A 17,473-nucleotide genomic window follows, 5' to 3' on the forward strand; every position below is an offset into this window, starting at 1 on the left:
AGGGCGACGAATAAGATGCATCGATCGGGTCAGTAGAAACATAAAAGCAGATAGTTAATCCGGGGCGGCAGTCGACTTTGGCAAAAAGGTCCTGTCGGCGGGAGATCGTTGACTAGGGGCATTGGCTGATCCGCTGAATGCCGCATTGTCTGAGAAGGTTTGGTCCGTTTGCGAAGGCGCTTTCGGGACATGGCTTTCTGCGCGCTCCTCCCACGCCCCCATGGCGATGATTGGGATGGATTATGGATTTCGAGCGCGATTGGGACAGCAAGGACTCGGCCGACCATCAGCAGGCCCTTCATCCTGAGTCAGCGGCGCTGACCGCGAAGAGCAAGCCGATTCATCCCGGCAAGACGCTTCATGCGACCTCCACGCAGACGGTCGCGCCCGATGCGCAGGGCGTGGTGGTTCTTCCCGCCGGAACCGACATCAATCAGATCGAGGTTTCGGGACGCAATCTGATCGTCCACCTGCCCGACGGCACCGACATGGTGATCCAGGACGGCGCGGTGTTCATGCCCCGCCTTGTCGTCGGCGACGTCGAAATTCCGTCCGTCAACCTGGCCGCGCTGCTGATCGGCGAGGAACCGCAGCCTGCCGCCGGTCCGCCGCGCAGTTCCGGCGGCAATTTCCTGGGGCCGGATGGCGATGTGGGCGATCCCCATGGTCTGGGCGACCTGCTGCCGCCGACCGAACTGCTGTTCACCCAGCCTGAAGAGCGCGAAATCCTGCCTGTCGCGCCCATTGAAGCGCCGGAAGTCGTCATCGTCACACCGAACCAGCCTGCCGGCGCCGTCGACGCGACCGCGGAGGTGAGCGAAGCGGGCCTTCCCGCGCGCGGCAACGAGCCGGCCGGCTCGGCAGCGGCCAGCGACAGCGAACGCACCATCGGCACCATCCAGATTACCGCCAGTGACGGCCTTGCGGGCGTCACCATCAACGGCACGGCGATCACCACGGTCGGCCAGACGATCGCGACGCCGCTGGGCGTGTTGACCATCACCTCGATTGCGGACGGGGCCATCGGCTACAGCTACGTGCTGAGCGACAATGTGGTCGGTGCGCCGCCCGCCGAAGTCTTTACCGTCGTCGTCACCGATACGGACGGCGATCAGGCCAGCGCCACGCTGACCATTTCCATTGCGGACGACGCGCCGCTCGCGGTCAGCGATGTGGACAGCGTGACCGAGGACGGCCCGCTGGTCGCGGACGGCAATGTCCTGACCGGCAGCGGCGGCAGCGACGCCAACGCCACCGACGGCGTCATTGACGTGCAGGGCGCGGACGGCGCCGGGGTTTCGACGACCGGCACTTTCCAGGGGACCTATGGCGTCCTGACGCTGAATGCGGCGGGCGCCTACAGCTATGCGCTCGCCAATGACAATGCGGCGGTGCAGTTCCTGGTGCCGGGCCAGACGCTGACCGACAGCTTCAGCTATACGATCACCGATGCGGATGGCGACACTTCGACCGCGACGCTGACCATCACGATCAATGGCGCCGATGACGGCATCACCATCACTGGCCTCAACGGCACGCCGGGCATCGAGGGCGCCGAAGTCACGGTCTTTGAAAATGACCTTTCCGACGGCAGCTCGCCCAATGCGGCGGCGCTGACGCAGACGGGTTCCTTCAGCGTCAGCGGCGCCGACGGCCTGTCGACCGTCACGGTCGGCGGCATCGCGGTTCTGACCAACGGCGCTTTCGTAACCGGCCAGGTGGTGACGACCCCCGTGGGAACGCTGACCATCACCGGCTTCACCCCGACGTCGCAGCAAAGCGGGTCGCCGACGGCGGGGACCTTCACCTACAGCTTCGTGCTGAACGACAACAGCCCTGCCCATGGCGCTGCCGGTGCGGACAGCATCCTGCAGAGTTTCGCCGTCGTGGCGACCGACCGCAACGGATCGACCGCCAATGCGACGGTCGATGTGCGGATCGTCGATGACGTTCCGGTCGCCAACAATGATGTCGATGCCGTGGCCGCTGGAACCTATGGTCCGGAAACCGGCAACGTCATTACCGGGGCGGGCACCGTATCGGGCGCGGCAGGCGCGGATGTGAAGGGTGCGGACGGCGCCGTGGTCGCGACCACCGGCACCTTCGAGGGCCTTTACGGCACGCTGACGCTGAACGCCGACGGCAGCTACAGCTATGTCCGCGCGGCGGGCACGCCGGGCGGGGTGAGCGACAGCTTCACCTATATGCTGCGGGACGGGGACGGCGACACCTCCACCGCCACGTTGCGGATCGATATCGCCGACGCCAACGTCATGATCATCTCGATCCCCAAGGTGGGCGAGGGCACGATCGTCGACGAAGCGGGGCTGAACAATCCCGTCGGCTCCGACGCGGCGAGCGACGTCGAAACGACCGACGGGACCATCACCTATACCGCGCCGGACGGTCCGGCGACCGTCACCATCAACGGCACGGTGATCACCGGACCCGGTCAGCAGATCGTCACCGACAAGGGCATATTGACGATCACCGGCGTCAGCAATGGCAGCATCGATTACAGCTATACGCTGACCACCAACACGACCGGCGACAATGTCACCAACAGTTTCGTCGTGACGGTGAGCGATGTTGACGGCGACAGCGCCACCGACACGCTGACCATCACCGTCATCGACGATGTGCCGACCGCCGCCGCCGACGCGGATTCGGTCCGGGAAGACGGCCCGCTGGTCGCCGACGGCAATGTCATCACCGGCGCGGGCGGCACGGACGCCAACACGACCGACGGCGCCGTCGACGTGCAGGGCGCCGACGGCGCGCATGTCACCGCTATCTCCTTTGGCGGAACCGCCGGGACGGTGGGATCGGCGCTGGCCGGGCTTTACGGCTCGCTGGTGATCCAGACGGACGGCAGCTATACCTATACGCTCAACAATGAAAATGGCGTGGTTCAGGGGCTGGACAAGAACCAGGCGCTGACCGAGACCTTCACCTATACGCTGACCGACGGCGATGGCGACATATCGGGCGCGACCATCACCATCACCGTTCAGGGCGGCGACGACGGCGTAACCGTCACCGGCCTGAACGGCGAGGGCGCCGAGGTTCTGGTCTTCGAAAATGACCTGTCGGACGGCAGCTCGCCCAATGCGGCGGCGCTGACCCAGACCGGCAGCTTCGCACTGACCGCGCAGGATGGCGTGGCGACGGTCACCGTGGGCGGGCAGACGATCTTCACCAGCGGCGCGTTCGTGAGCGGCGTTACCCTGTCCAATGCCTATGGCACGCTGACCATCACCGGCTTCACGCCGACGATCGGCGCCGATGGCGATGTGGTGAGCGGAACCGTCAGCTACAGCTACACGCTGAACGACAATACGCTGCTGCACAGCGGCGGCAATGACGGCAGCCTGACGGACAGCTTCGCGGTCGTGGTCACCGATACGGACGGGTCGAACGCCACCGCGAGCCTCGACGTCAGGGTGGTGGACGATGTTCCGGCCGCCGTGAACGACGTCGCCGCGCAGGCGACCGAAAATGCGCCGGTCAGCATAGACGTCTTCGCCAACGACACGGCCGGCGCCGATGGCGTCAATCTGGCCACCGGCGTTGCGCTGGAAACCGGCGCAGCCAAGGGCACGGTCGTCTATCAGGGCAATGGCGTGTTCCTCTACACCCCCAATGCGGGCGCGCAGGGGAGCGACAGCTTCACCTACACCATCACCGATGGCGACGGGGACAAGTCGACCGCGACCGTGACGGTGAACCTGCTGGCGGATTCGACACCGACGGTCACGGTTTCCGGCATGACCGTTTCCGAAGCCGGGCTGCCCGGCGGCACGGCGGCGGCAGGCGATAGCGAGACGGCCGCCGGCTCCATGACCATCGCAACCGGCGGCGATACGCTGGCGAAGGTCGAGGTGCAGGACAAGAATGGCGCCTGGGTCGATGTGACCGCGGCGACCGTTGGCGCGCCGGTGGTGGTTGCAGGCGCGGCGGGCACGCTGACCGTGACCTCCGACGGGGTAGGCCATTACAGCTACAGCTATACGCTGGCGGTCAATGATCCGGCGCATCCGGACAATATCGCGACAGATGGCGACGGCATCAGCGGCGCGGCCGATCCCAAGGCGGGGGATGCCTTTGCTGTGCAGGTGACGGACAGTGACGGCGATGTGTCGCCTGCGGCCATGATCAACGTCACCGTGCTGGACGATGCGCCGATCGCCGCGGCCGACAGCGGTTCGGTGACGGAAGGTCAGACGCTGACCGTCGCGGCGGATGCGGGCGTGCTTGTCAACGATCAGCCCGGCGCGGACGGCTATGCGCCGGGCGTGGTCGGCGTGGCCAAGGGCAGTGATACGAGCAGCCCCGTCAGCGGCGATGTCGGCACGGCGGTCGTGGGCGCTTACGGCACGCTGACGCTCTATGCGGACGGCCATTATACCTATGACGCGGCGCCCAATGTCATTTCGGCCGATCAGCAGGATGTGTTCGTCTACACGATCCGCGATGCGGACGGCGACCTTGCGACCACGACTCTGACAATCAACGTTGCCAATGTCGCGCTGGCGGCCGACAATCAGACCAAGACCGTCTATGAGGCGGCTCTGGACACGAGCGTCACTGGCGACGATATCGCCGCGGGCAGCGTGACCGGCAGCACGCCTGCCGCCACGACCGAGACGGTGACGGGCCAGCTCAACGTCGCGGGCGCCGTCAGCTACACGCTGACCGACCTGCCGACCGGCAGCCATGGCCAGATCCAGCTGAACAGCAACGGCAGCTACACCTACACGCTGACCTCACCGGTCGACGGACCCACGGCCAATGACGGTCCCCTGACCGTGGCAGGTGCGGAGGTCTTCCACTATCAGGCGGTTGACGGTTCGGGCAATATCGCCAACGGCACGATCACGATTGACGTCGTCGACGACATTCCCAAGGCCGTGGATGATGGCGCCCGCACCGTGGCGGAGGACGGCGCCGACATCAGCGGCAATGTCCTGACCAACGACACGCCGGGGGCCGACGGCGCCACCCTGACCTCGGTCACGATCGGCGGCGTTACGACAGCGATAAACGCGGCCGGCACGACCAATGTCAGCACGGCCTTCGGCGCCTATACCTTCACGGCGGCCGGGGCGTGGACGTTCAACCCGTCGACCAACCTCAACAACGCGAGCGGCGTCGCTGCGGGTTTCTCCTATGTCATCACCGACGGCGACGGGGACCAGGCGACGGCGGTGCAGCCGATCACGGTCACCGATGGCGCGAACCCGGGCGCGAGCGGCCCGATCGACCTGGCGCTGGACGATCAGAATCTGGCGGGGGGCACCAGCCCCGGCAATCCGGACTTCGCCAGCGGCACGATCATCTTCACGCCCGGTTCGGATGCCATCACCTCGATCGCGTTCGGCGATACGAGCGGCCTGACTGGCGACCTGACATGGGTGCGGGTGTCCGGCAATCAGATCACCGGTTCGGACGAACGCGGCGTCGTGGTGACGCTGGACCTGTCGCTTGTTGGCAATGTCGCGACGGTCACGGCAATGCTCAATGACAATTACGATACCCATCCGGGCGTCAATGTGGACGATCTGGTTGCTCTGGGTTCGGTGCAGGTGATCGCAACGGATACCGATGGAGATATCGCCGCGGGCACCGTTTCGATCAGCGTGTCCGACGACCTTCCGGTCGTCAGTGCCAATGCGACGGTCCAGCTGGACGATGATGCGCTGACCGGCGGCAATGCGAACGGCACCGGGGACGATGCCAACAGCCTCAACGCCACCGGCACGCTGGCCCATGACTATCGCGCCGATGGTCCCGGCGGCATCACGCTGCTCGGCACCGGCGCGCCCTCCGGCTTCACCTATGAAAGCAACGGCACGACGCTGCTGGTGAAGCAGGGCGCCACCACCGTCCTCACCGTGACGCTGACCGATCCGGTGGCGGGCACCTATTCAGTGGTGCAGAATGCCGCGATCGCCCATCCCGCCGGCAATGACGAAAACAACGTCAGCTTCGACATCGCCTATCGCGTTTCGGATGCCGACAATGACACGGCGACGGGCACGCTGACCATCAATGTAGACGACGATACGCCGGTCGCGGCCGACGATACCGACGTCGTCAAGGAAGACGTCACGCTGACCGCCAGCGGCAATGTGCTGACCGGCGCGGGCAGCGACGGCAATGCGGCGGGCGCGGACTCGCTGGGCGCTGACGGCCCTGCTGCGGGTGGTGCAGTGACGGCCGTTGCCGGCGGCACGGTCGGCGGTAACGCAGTCGGCACCTACGGCACGCTGGTCCTCAATGCCGCGGGCGGTTACACCTACACGCTGAACAACGGCCTGACTGCGGTGCAGAATCTGGACGACGGCCAGACGCTGACCGACAGCTTCACCTATACGATCACCGACGGCGACGGCGATAGCACGACCGCCGTGCTGCGCATCACCATTCAGGGCACCAACGACGCGCCGCAGGTCGGCAGCGGCGTTGCCATCGTCTCGGAAGAGGGGCTGACCGGCGGCAATGCCGATACGAGCGGCACGCCCACCGACACGACCAATTCGGTGACGGCCGGCGGCACGATCACCGCCACCGACGCGGATGGCGATGCGATCACCATGACGCTCGGCGATCCGGGTGCGGTGCTGACCGCCGACACGCTTCCCGTCACCTGGACGGGCATCGGCACGCAGACGCTGACCGGCTCGGCTGGCGGCGTGCCGGTCATCACCATCACGATCACGAACGCGGGCGCCTATACGGTTACGCTGCTCCAGTCGGTCGATCACAGCGGCATCAATGTCGAGGATCTGAAGAATTTCTCGGTCCCGGTGAATGTCAGCGACGGCACCGCCACGGTCGCCACCAGCATCGCCGTCACGATCGAGGACGACAGCCCGATCGCCGTCGACAACAATATCACGACCACGGAAAAGGCTGCGGCCTCGACCGGGAACGTGCTGACCAATGACATGGTCGGCGCGGATACGCCGGGCGCCGTGGTATCGATCAACGGCGCCGCCATCACGGCGGGCGGCAGCCAGACCATTGTGACGAGCCTCGGCACGTTGCAGATCTTCTCCGACGGCACCTACAGCTACACACCCAAGACCTCGGTGCCGTCGGGGTCCGTCGACAGCTTCACCTATGTCATGCGCGACGCCGACAATGACACGGCCAGCGCGACGCTGAAGTTCACCTTCCAGGGCGACCAGAACAAGCCGACCGCCGACAACACGGCCGCAAAGCTGGACGACGACGGCCTGACGGGCGGCAATCCGTTGAGCACGATCGGCGACGTCAACGCCAATGTGGGCGACAGCGGCGCTGCGGGGGCGAGCGAGGCGAGCTTCAGCGGCACCTTGCCCTTCACCTTCGGAGCTGACGGCCAGGGCGCTACCGGCAGCGTGACATTCGCCAATCTCAACGGAACCACCGGAACGGTGGGAACGGATACGGTTTCCTACAGCTGGAGCGGCGCCACCAACACGCTGACCGCGACCATTACGACAGTCGGCGGACGCGTCGGCACGCCGCTGTTTCAGGTCGTCGTGAACCCGAACACCGGCGCCTATACGGTGACGCTGCTTGATAATGTGCTGCACAGCGCGGGCGGGAACGAGAATGACACGTCCGTCAGCCTCAATTTCCTCGTGACCGACAGCGATTACAACGCGTCGACCAATCCGGGTTCCTCAGCGATCGGTCAGCTCAACATCTCGTTCAACGACGACATGCCGAGCGCGTTCACGCCGACGGCGGGTTCGGTGGCCAATAATGACAGCCCGGCGACGACCTTCAATCTGAACTTCGCCTCCGTGGCGGGGGCTGACGGGGTGGGCAATGTCCTCTTCAACATAACCGACGGCGCGCTGGCGAAGGATAGCAGCGGCGCGACGCTGCGGCTGGGCGGTGATGCGCTGTATATCTACGGCAACGGCACCACTGTCCTGACTGCGAAGACGGCATCTGGTGCCGTCGGCTATACCGTCACGCTGGAGCCGGGAACGGACCATTATGTGTTCGATCTCTACGGCACCATCACCAATGGCAGCGAGATTTCGGTCAGCAGCCTGACCAGTGCGGCTGCGGGTAACGCGAATTTTCGCGGCATCGGCGTCAACAGCACGGACGCCATCGATGTGCTTTTGTCGGGCCGTGCGGCAGGTGGGGGTCAGGGAACGATCAACACGGACAGCGACTCCATCGGCGTCAGCAACAATTCCGTCGACGCCAACGAGGCTGTCCGCATCGACCTGGTCAAGACGCTGACCACCAATGCCGGGCAGCCGACCGGATTTGCCTATGTCGATCATCAAAGCGTGATCAGCTTCGAACAGACGATCGCGCAGGTTCAGGGATCGGGCAGCAACAGCGTCGCGGTCAAGGTGACGGCGATCGATGCCGACAATGATCAGGTCTTCGGTTCATCGTCGGCGTCGCCGGAAGCAGGCGAGAGTTTCGTCGCGATCAACAAGGTCGTCGTCACCGACGTCAGCACCGGGACGCTCTATACCTTCACTGCCAATGGCACGCAGGCAGGGTTCACGGTCAGCTTTGCGTCCGGCAGCGTGACGATCTCCGGCCTTCAACAGGGCGACAAATATGCCGTTTCCTCGGCAACGCCCTTTGATGCGCTGTTGGTGGAGGCGCCCTCCACCAACACGCACGGCATGGATCTGGGCATCTTCTCGGTCATCACGGTCAACAGCGGCAGTCCGATCACGATCAACCACGCCATCATCGGCTCGGACGCCGACAGCGACAGCGTAAACAGTTCGCTCAGCGTCACGCTGAACCCGGTCACGCCGCCTGTCGCCATCGATCTGGACGGCGACGGACTTGAATTTGTCGGCCTCTCCGCCGGCGTCAGTCATGACTATGGCGCCGGCGAAGTGAACACTGCCTGGGTGGCGCCTGACGACGGCCTGCTGGCCCATGCGACCGGCGGCGGCTTCGACATCGTCTTCTCTGACGATGCCGCCGGGGCGAAGAGCGATCTTGAAGGCCTGCGCCTTGCCTATGACAGCAATGGCGACGGCCTGTTCGATGCCAACGACGCCAGGTTCGGCGAATTCGGCGTCTGGCAGGATCTGAACGCCGATGGCCTCGTCGATGCCGGCGAGTTCAGGTCGCTGACCGATGCCGGGATCAAGGCGATCGAACTCACCGCCGACGGCAAGAGCTACACCGCTGCCAATGGCGACGTCACCGTGCTGGGCGAAGCGAGCTTTGTCAGGACGGATGGCACGAAGGGCGTGATTGGCGACGTCCTGTTCGCGACCGCTGCCAAGGATGACGCCAGCAAGACGGGGGACAGCACGGCCAGCGGCTTCAATCAGGCGCTGATCGCCGCCAGTCTGGTCGCGGTTGCCGGTGCTGCCGAAAGCAGCTCCGAACCGCAAACGGCTCCGGCTTCAACGGAAAGCGCGCCCGTCGCTGCGGAGACTGCTCCGACCAGCACGGCTGCGACGGAACCGGCCACGACGGAAGAAAGCGGATCGACCTCGTTTGCCTCCACGGAGGATCAGGGCACGCACGATGCGCCGCAACCCGCCGAACAGGCCCATGCCAGCGAGGAACCGGCGCCCGATCATGCCACCCTGTCGGATGGCGGGGCTGCCCCCGCGCCGGCCACGGCGGACATGGCGCAGGCGGACCAGCCGTCTGGCGATCATCAGGCGCTGCTGGCGCAGTCGATCAGCCTGCCCGCCTTTGACGGCAATGCCGCTGCGGTGCTCGCCGCGGCGCATGCGGCCGCGGGCACTCCGGCAGGCGCGGTGGCGGATGTCGTGAAGGAGGCGCTGGGCGCCCATGACGCGCCGAATATCGATGCCCTGCTGGCGGCTCTGCCGGGCGGCGAGCATCTGACGGCACCGGCCCTGCTGGCGGCCGCGCCGGTCGAAGCGATGGACAGCGGCCATCTGGCGGCAGCCACCGCCATCTTCGAAGCGGCGATGGCTGCGCATGAAGCGATGGCGACCGCGCATGCCTGACCGGACTGACATTTATCTCGCGGGGACATTGGGGAGAGTGATTATGCATGATGCGTTGGGAAAGGCGGCAGCCGTCGGGCTGGTGACCGCCATGCTGACGGGCGGCCTGGGGGCCGGGACGGCCTTGGCTGCGCCCGCTTCGCCCTTGCTGCAACTGGGCAAGCCTGAGCTGAAGGATGCGCTGGGCAGCCGTTACGACACGGCGGTCAAGGCCGTGGCCGATCCGGCGATGCGCGCGGCGCAGGACAGCCGCTGGACCTATGCCGTCGAGGCGAAGAACCAGTGCGGCATCGCCATCGGTTTCCTGAAATCCGGCACGAAGGATGCAGACAGCATCAACAAGTGCGACGACTTTGTGGCACGCCTCTCGGCGCCGCCACCGCCGCCGGTGCCGGCAGCAGGCTCAGCCCCACCCGCGCTGGACTGCACGGCACCGGCGGTGTCCATCTTCTTCGACTGGAACATGGATATGCCGCTGCCGGAGGGGGCGAATACCATCAGCACGCTGACGCAGACGGCGACCCAGTGCGGCTGGAAGCGCTTTGGGGTGACGGGATACACCGATACGTCGGGCGGCACCCGATATAATGACGGCCTGTCGATGCGCCGGGCGAGGAACGTCGCGGGCCTGATGAGCCAGGGCGGCATCCCGATGGAGGCCATGACCGTGACCGGGCTGGGCGAAACCCAGCTGAAGATCGAAACCGCCGACGGGGTGCGCGAACCGATGAACCGTCGGGTCGAAATCACCGCCAGCGCGAATTGAGGGGGGAGGCCAACATGATATTGATGCGCAAGACGTGCGGCAGCCTGATCGCCCTCTGCATGGCAGGGATGGTATCGACGGGCTGGGCGCAGACCATGGACCTGAAGAGCGCCATCGCGGCGGCGATCGACAGCCATCCGGAAATCAATCAGGCGATCCAGAACAAGGAAGCCATCGAGTTCGAACGCGAACAGGCGCAGGGCCTTTACCTGCCCCGCATCAGCGTCGAAGGATCGGCGGGCGTCCGCCGGCTGGAGAACGCCACCCGCCGCGCTCTGAATCTGGACAACCAGACGCTCTGGCCGCTGGAAGCCAGCGTCCGGGCAGAGGAAACCGTGTGGGACTCAGGCTATCGCAGCGCGGAGAAGCGGCGGCAGGCGGCCCGTACCGACGGGGCTGCCCTGCGGGTGGGCGAACGTTCGCAATTCGTGGCCCTGAACGTTACGCGCCAATATCTGGATTATATGCTCCAGCAGCGGGTCGTCGCGGCGGCAGACGACAATATCGCCTTTCACCGCAAGCTGCTGGGTGATCTGGGCGAGGGTGTGTCCAAGGGTTCGATCAGTATTGCCGATCAGCAGCAGGCCGAGGAACGGCTGCAGGCTGCCCTCGTCCGCAAGAGCGAGGCGGAGCAGGACATGACCAACGCGGCTATATCCTTCCGCACGCTGACCGGCCTTTCGATCGATCAGGTGACCATGCCTGATCCGGTGACGAGCGCAGTGCCGCCGACGCTGGACGAGGCCATCGCAGCTGCCCGCACCAGCAATCCCCTGGTGCGAGAGGCCGAGGCCGACATTCAGGCGGCCCATGCCGTGGTGGATGAGGCCAAGTCGGAACTCGGGCCGACGGTCTCGCTGGAGGGAACCGGCCGCGTCGGTCAGGATGTGGACGGCTTCAGGGGCAATACCAACGACTTGCAGGGCCGGGTGGTCGTGCGCTGGCAGCTCTATAATGGCGGCATCAATCGGGCGAAGGTTCAGGAAATGACCCGTCGGGCGAGCGAGGCGCGCTTCCGTCTCAGCCAGCGCCAGCGCGAGGCGGAGGATGATGTCCGCACCGCCTGGAACCGCTGGGATACGGAAAAGAAGCGGCTGACCGACCTGTCGCGGCAGGGCACGGTGTCCGACGGACTGCTGATATCCTATCGCGAGCAGTTCAATGTCGGGCGGCGCTCCCTGCTCGACGTGCTGGACAGCCAGAACACCCGTTTCAATACGCAGGTGCGGACCGAAACGGCGCGCTTCTCGGAAATCTTCGCGCAATATCAGATTCTGGCGGCGACCAACCAGTTGCTGGACACGCTCGGCATCGCGCCACCTTCCGACGCAAAAGCCGAAGCGCGGAAGAAATATGACGTGCCCGACCTGCCGCCCGCTGAGTTGCAGCGGCGGCGCTTTCCGGGCTGAAATCCACTTTGGGGCCATTCGGGCGCAAGTCCGGATGGGCGGGTAAACAATGTTGGAACGAAGCACGTTAAGTCTGGCCGAATGGCTGGACCATCAGGGCACGCCCGGCGACGAGCTGGTGGAATCCATCGCCCATGCGGCGCGGCATTTCGACCGATCGCCGGGCATAGTGGGCCTGCGGGCGGGGCTTGCCGTCGATGAATCGGGGCGTTTGCCCTTCCATCAGGCGGAATCCGCGCTCGATCAGATCGGCCTGCTGAGCGATCATGTTCGCGGGAGGCTGGACAAATGGCGACCGGGCAATCTGCCCGCCATCCTCCCCTTGAGGGGCGGGCGTTTCCTGCTGCTCATGGACATCAAGGCAGGTGACGCGCTGGTGCAGCTGCCCCATGCGAGCGAGCCGGTATGGGCGCCGCTGAGCGACCTTGAAGCCCATTTCACCGGCGAGGCGCTGGTGGTGATGGCCGATCATGGCCGCGAACGGGCCGAGGAGCGGCCGTGGGACGAGCGAGCGCGCCAGCACTGGTTCTGGCGGGAGGTCTGGCGGGCCCGCGGCTCCTTCGGCTACGTCATGCTGGCCGCCGCGATCATCAACCTGCTCGCCTTCGCGCTGCCGCTGTTCACGATGAACGTCTATGACCGGATCATCCCGAACAAGGCGGCGGCCAGCCTCTGGGTGCTGGGCGTCGGCGTCATGCTGGCCTTCGGCCTCGACTTCGCGCTGCGGCTGGCTCGGGCGCGACTGGTGGACGAGGCGGGCCGCGAGATTGACGAGCGCCTCTCGCAGCGCTTGTTCGAAAAGGTGATGAACGTGCCGCTGATGAGCCGCGCCGGCAGCACCGGCGCACTGGCCCGGCGCGTGTCCGAATTTGAATCCGTGCGCGAATTCTTCACCTCGACCACGGTGGTTCTCGCGATCGACGTCGTCTTCCTCTTCTTCTTCGTCGGCATCATCGCGCTCCTCGGGGGCTGGCTGGCCATCGTACCGGTCGTCATGATGGGGGTCATGGCGAGCGCAGGTTACTTCCTGCAACGGTCGATGGCCCGCTTGTCGCGGGATGCGCAGGCGGATGCCAGCCTGCAGAGCTCGGCGCTGGTCGAAGCCATTGGCGGCATCGAGACCCTCAAGGCCTGCCGCGCCGAAGGGCGGATGCTCGACCGCTGGCGCCGCTATGCGAAGATGAGCGCCGCCACGCAGGAAAAGCTGCGGCGCCTCTCTTCCAAGAGCGTGACACTGGCCTCGCTATGCCAGCAGGTGACCAGCATTGCTCTGGTGATCGGCGGCTTCTACATGTTCGCGGCGGGCGACATCTCGATGGGTGCGATCATCGCCATCGTCATGCTGGCCGGGCGGTCGCTGGCGCCGGTGGGGCAACTCGCCTTCGTGATCGTGCGGGCGCGGCAGGCGATGACGACGCTCGACAGCCTGCAAACGCTGATCGACCAGCCCGACGAACGGCTGGACGGCGCGCGGGGGATCATTCCCAAGATCCGCAAGGGCGCGATCGTGATGCAGGGCGTGGAGTTCGCCTATCCGGGCGCAAGCCAGCCCAGCCTGCGCGGAATCGACCTGCGCGTCGAGCCGGGCGAGCGCGTGGGCCTGATCGGGCGGGTCGCGTCGGGCAAGTCGACGCTGGGCCGGGTCGTCTGCGGCCTCTATCCGCCCGCGGGCGGGGCCATGACCATCGACGATGTCGACAGCCGCCAATATCATCCGCATGAACTGCGATCGGCTTTCCGCTATGTCGGGCAGGACGCCGAACTGTTCAGCGGATCGGTGCGCGAAAATCTGCTGCTGGGCGCCCGCGAGGCCAATGATGAAAAGCTGCTCGACGCGCTGGAGCGTTCGGGCGCCTCGCGCTTCTTCGGGCGCGATGCGGCGGGCTTCGACCTGCATATCGGGGAACGCGGCAACCGTCTGTCCGGCGGGCAGAGGAGCTTTCTGGTGCTGGCGCGGGCGCTGGTCGAACCGGCGAAGCTGCTGTTCCTCGACGAACCGACCGGCGCGATGGACAATCAGACCGAGAATCTGTTCATCGATCATCTCGCCAGAGCGCTGGAGCCGGAACAGACGCTGATCGTCTCGACCCATCGTCATGCACTGCTGAGGATCGTGGACCGCCTGATCGTCATCGATCAGGGCGTGGTGCTGGCCGACGGCCCCCGCGACGAGATCATCGGTCAGCTCCAAAGGGGAGCAGGGCAATGAGCGCGCAAAGGATCGTGCTGCGCAGCGCCGCGATCGCGGCGCCGCTCGCCCTCGCGGCCGCGACCGCAGCGCTCTGGCATGACGATCCGGCGCGTCCGGCCGTCAGCGCGAAGATCGTCGAAGCGGCGCCTGCCATCCCGCGTCAATATCTCACGCTGGTGCAGATGACCGGGGCGGCCGAAACCACCGCTCCGCAGGGGGATGAGGCGCGGCAGGAAAATGCCCGCCTCGGCTTTGCGCGCGGAGCGCCCGCAGCCGCCAAGCCCTTCCGCGCTCTGACGGGCGGGGGCGAGGATCATGATCGCGCACTGCAATGCCTGACGCAGGCCGTCTATTATGAAGCCGCGCAGGAGCCGGAGGCCGGTCAACGCGCCGTCGCGCAGGTGGTGCTGAACCGCGTGCGCCACCCCGCCTTCGCCAAAACGGTGTGCGGCGTCGTCTATCAGCGCTTCGACGCGTCGGTCTGCCAGTTCAGCTTTGTCTGTGATGGATCGCTGGTGCGCCAGCCGATGGCGGCGCTCTGGGCCAGAGCGCACCGGGTCGCGGTCGATGCGCTGGCGGGCCATGTCGAGCGGGCGGTCGGCACGGCTACCCATTATCACGCCGATTATGTCTTTCCTCGCTGGGCGCCGCATTTGGCCAAGCTGGCGCAGGTGGGCGCGCATATCTTCTATCGCTGGCCGGGCGGCTGGGGGATGCCGGGGGCGTTCACCGGACGCTATGCGGGGGGCGAGCATATCCCGGCGTTCGACGCCTCGCGCTTTGCCGCGATGGCAGCGCCTGAACCGGCGATCGACTATCCGCCGGTCGCCGCGCTGCCCGAAAGGCGGGCGGCCAATGATGTCGGCGGCCGGATGGACCCGACCAGGGGCTGGAAGCTCTCCATTCCCGATCCGTCCGAAACCAGGGGCGCGCTCAGCGACCTGCTCGCCGCCCAGCAGAAGGCGGCGCCGGTCACGCTGGCGGCCGAAGACCACTCATCCCAAGGGAAACAACCATGATGTCGCGCTGGATCCACTGGCTGCGCGGGCAACCCGGCAACAAGCAGGTCATCCTCTACGGCGGCGGCGGCATGCTGGCCTTCCTGCTCTGGGCGAGCCTCGCGCCGGTGGACGAGGTGACGCATGGGCAGGGCAGGGTGATCCCGTCCAGCAAGGCGCAGGTCATCCAGTCCGCCGAGCCGACCACGATCGAGGAAATCCTCGTCCGATCCGGGCAGAAGGTCCAAAAGGGGCAATTGCTGGTCCGGCTGGACGATGCGATGCTGGCGTCGGAACTGGGGCAGATTCAGGCCGAGACCCGTTCCCTGACGGCGCGGGCGGGACGTCTCGAACGGGAAGGCACCGGCGCTGGCGCCGTCTGCGCCGCCGGCGCGCCGGAATGCGAGCAGGAACAAGCGCTGGCCGCCGTCAGGCAATCCGCGCTGCGCAGCAAGCAGGACGCGATGTCGGCTCAGGTCGACCAGCGCCGCCGCGAACTGGGAGAAGCGCAGGCGACCATCGAGAGTCTGACCGGCAGCGTCCAACTGGCCCGGCAGCGTGTGACGATGCTGGAGCCGCTGGCCGCCAAGTCGATCATCCCGCAGACCGAATTGCTGGACGCCCGGCGCGATCTGGTCGACGCGCAGGGTCGGCTGAACGCCGCGCACCAGCAGGCCTCGCGCGCCGCTGCCGCCATTCGAGAGGCGCAGGCGCAACTTTCCGAAGCCAATTTCCAGTTCCGTCAGGACGCGCTCAACGAACGCAGTCAGTTGGAAGCGAAGATCGCCGTCAACAGTGAGTCTCTTCGGGGCGCAAAAGGACGGGCGCAGCGGGCGGAGATCCGCTCGCCCGTCGACGGCGTGGTGAACGACGTGCAGGTGACCACCATCGGCGGCTTCGTCAGTCCGGGGCAGAAGATCATGCAGATCGTGCCGGTCGGCGACAAGCTGCTGGTCGAGGCGCGGGTGAAGCCCAACGACATCGCCTTCATCAAGACCGGCGACCGCGCCGTGGTGAAGGTGACGGCCTATGACTTCTCCATCTATGGCGGCCTGACAGGGACCGTGCAGCAGGTGTCGGCCGACAGCGTCTATGACGAAGCCACGCGGGAGGCCTATTTCACCGTGGTGGTGGAAACCGACCGCGCATGGCTGGGATCAGGCGCGTACAAGCTGCCGATTACGCCCGGCATGGTCTGCGACGTGGAGATATTGACCGGCCGCAAGTCGGTGCTGGCCTATCTGCTCAAGCCGATCATGAAGGCGCGGTCGGAGGCGCTGCGGGAAAGATAAGGTTCAACGCGCCGCGAACTGGACCTTCGGCGGCGTCGTGACCCGGTAGCCGTGGGTCCAGCGGCCATAGGCGTTGAAGCTCATGATCGGCCGGTAATCGCTGACGCTGGACGACGGCAGCAGCCGGTCGGTCATATTGTCGAGGATCATGAGTTCGTCATCGATCCGCACCGCCAGCACGGCATGGTCCGCCTGCCGAACCAGATCGCGCGCGATGACGAGGAACATCCCGTGCCGGTCGAAGCCCGCCGCCTCCAGCAGCTTCATTTTGGCGATGGCATAATCCTCGCAGTCGCCCGCGCCGCGCTGGAGCGACTGGCTGGCAGGCGCCCAATTGTCGCCCCGGTCGTCGACGAAGCGCAGCCGCTGGTTGACCCAGCTGTTCACCATCTCGGCCTGTCGCAGCTGTCCGGCGCCCTGCGCGGCATGAACCAGTCCGCTCCACAGCCCCTTGCCGGCCAGCGGTTGCGACACGGACGCCCATTTGCCGTCAAGCGCCGTGCGGGAAATCGGCAGCGCCACCGACCCGAACACGTCGGGCTGCCCGCTGCGCAGGGCAGGCGGCGTCAGCGCGGGGACGGGGCGCACCGGCATGACGAAACCGCTCGCGGAAACGGCCGGGGCAGGCGCGAAACCCTTCATGAAGCTGGGCATCAGATCGGGCTGGCGATAGCTTATGGCCGGTTGCGCGAGGGAAAGCTGAACCCCCTGCAACTGCCAGCCGGGGAGTCTGAAAGCGGCAATCAGCCGGTCGTTGACGATCGCGTCCTGCACGGCGGCGGGCGCGACGGCCTGCGGCATCCATGGGGCGGAGGCCGCGCCGCCCTGCTGCGCGCTGATCGC

The 17,473-nt window shown here is 66.1% G+C and carries 7 protein-coding genes; 6 read left to right on the forward strand and 1 reads right to left on the reverse strand.

All coding sequences use genetic code 11. The annotated features are described in order from the left end of the window. The first annotated feature begins 1,127 nt into the window (after positions 1-1,127). From ACFC3J_RS11105 to ACFC3J_RS11130, 6 genes are read left to right on the forward strand one after another with little or no spacing between them, the layout of a single operon-like run. A complete protein-coding gene (locus ACFC3J_RS11105; RefSeq protein ID WP_375196238.1) occupies positions 1,128-9,974 on the forward strand; it encodes a VCBS domain-containing protein in 8,847 nt (2,948 codons plus the stop codon). A gap of 43 nt (positions 9,975-10,017) precedes the next feature. Continuing rightward, complete coding sequence (locus ACFC3J_RS11110) at positions 10,018-10,740, forward strand: OmpA family protein (protein WP_375196230.1); 723 nt, start codon at positions 10,018-10,020, stop codon at positions 10,738-10,740. 14 nt (positions 10,741-10,754) lie between these two features. Further along, complete coding sequence (locus ACFC3J_RS11115; protein WP_375196231.1) at positions 10,755-12,149, forward strand: TolC family protein; 1,395 nt, start codon at positions 10,755-10,757, stop codon at positions 12,147-12,149. 49 nt (positions 12,150-12,198) lie between these two features. After that, a complete protein-coding gene (locus tag ACFC3J_RS11120; protein ID WP_375196232.1) occupies positions 12,199-14,358 on the forward strand; it encodes a type I secretion system permease/ATPase in 2,160 nt (719 codons plus the stop codon). Next, positions 14,355-15,359 carry a cell wall hydrolase gene (locus tag ACFC3J_RS11125; protein WP_375196233.1) on the forward strand — a complete coding sequence of 335 codons (1,005 nt, stop codon included), beginning with the start codon at positions 14,355-14,357 and terminating at the stop codon, positions 15,357-15,359. The genes ACFC3J_RS11120 and ACFC3J_RS11125 overlap by 4 nt, the downstream gene beginning before the upstream one ends. Then, entirely contained in the window at positions 15,356-16,630 is a 1,275-nt protein-coding gene (locus ACFC3J_RS11130) for an HlyD family type I secretion periplasmic adaptor subunit (protein WP_375196234.1), read from the forward strand. Before ACFC3J_RS11125 ends, ACFC3J_RS11130 begins: the two co-directional genes overlap by 4 nt. Before the next feature lie 3 nt (positions 16,631-16,633). Here the strand turns inward: ACFC3J_RS11130 and ACFC3J_RS11135 are convergent. Further along, a partial coding sequence (locus ACFC3J_RS11135) for a transglutaminase-like cysteine peptidase (RefSeq protein ID WP_375196235.1) occupies positions 16,634-17,473 on the reverse strand: 840 nt, incomplete at its 5' end.

The organism is Sphingobium sp. (genome assembly GCF_041987595.1).
GTDB lineage: Bacteria > Pseudomonadota > Alphaproteobacteria > Sphingomonadales > Sphingomonadaceae > Sphingobium.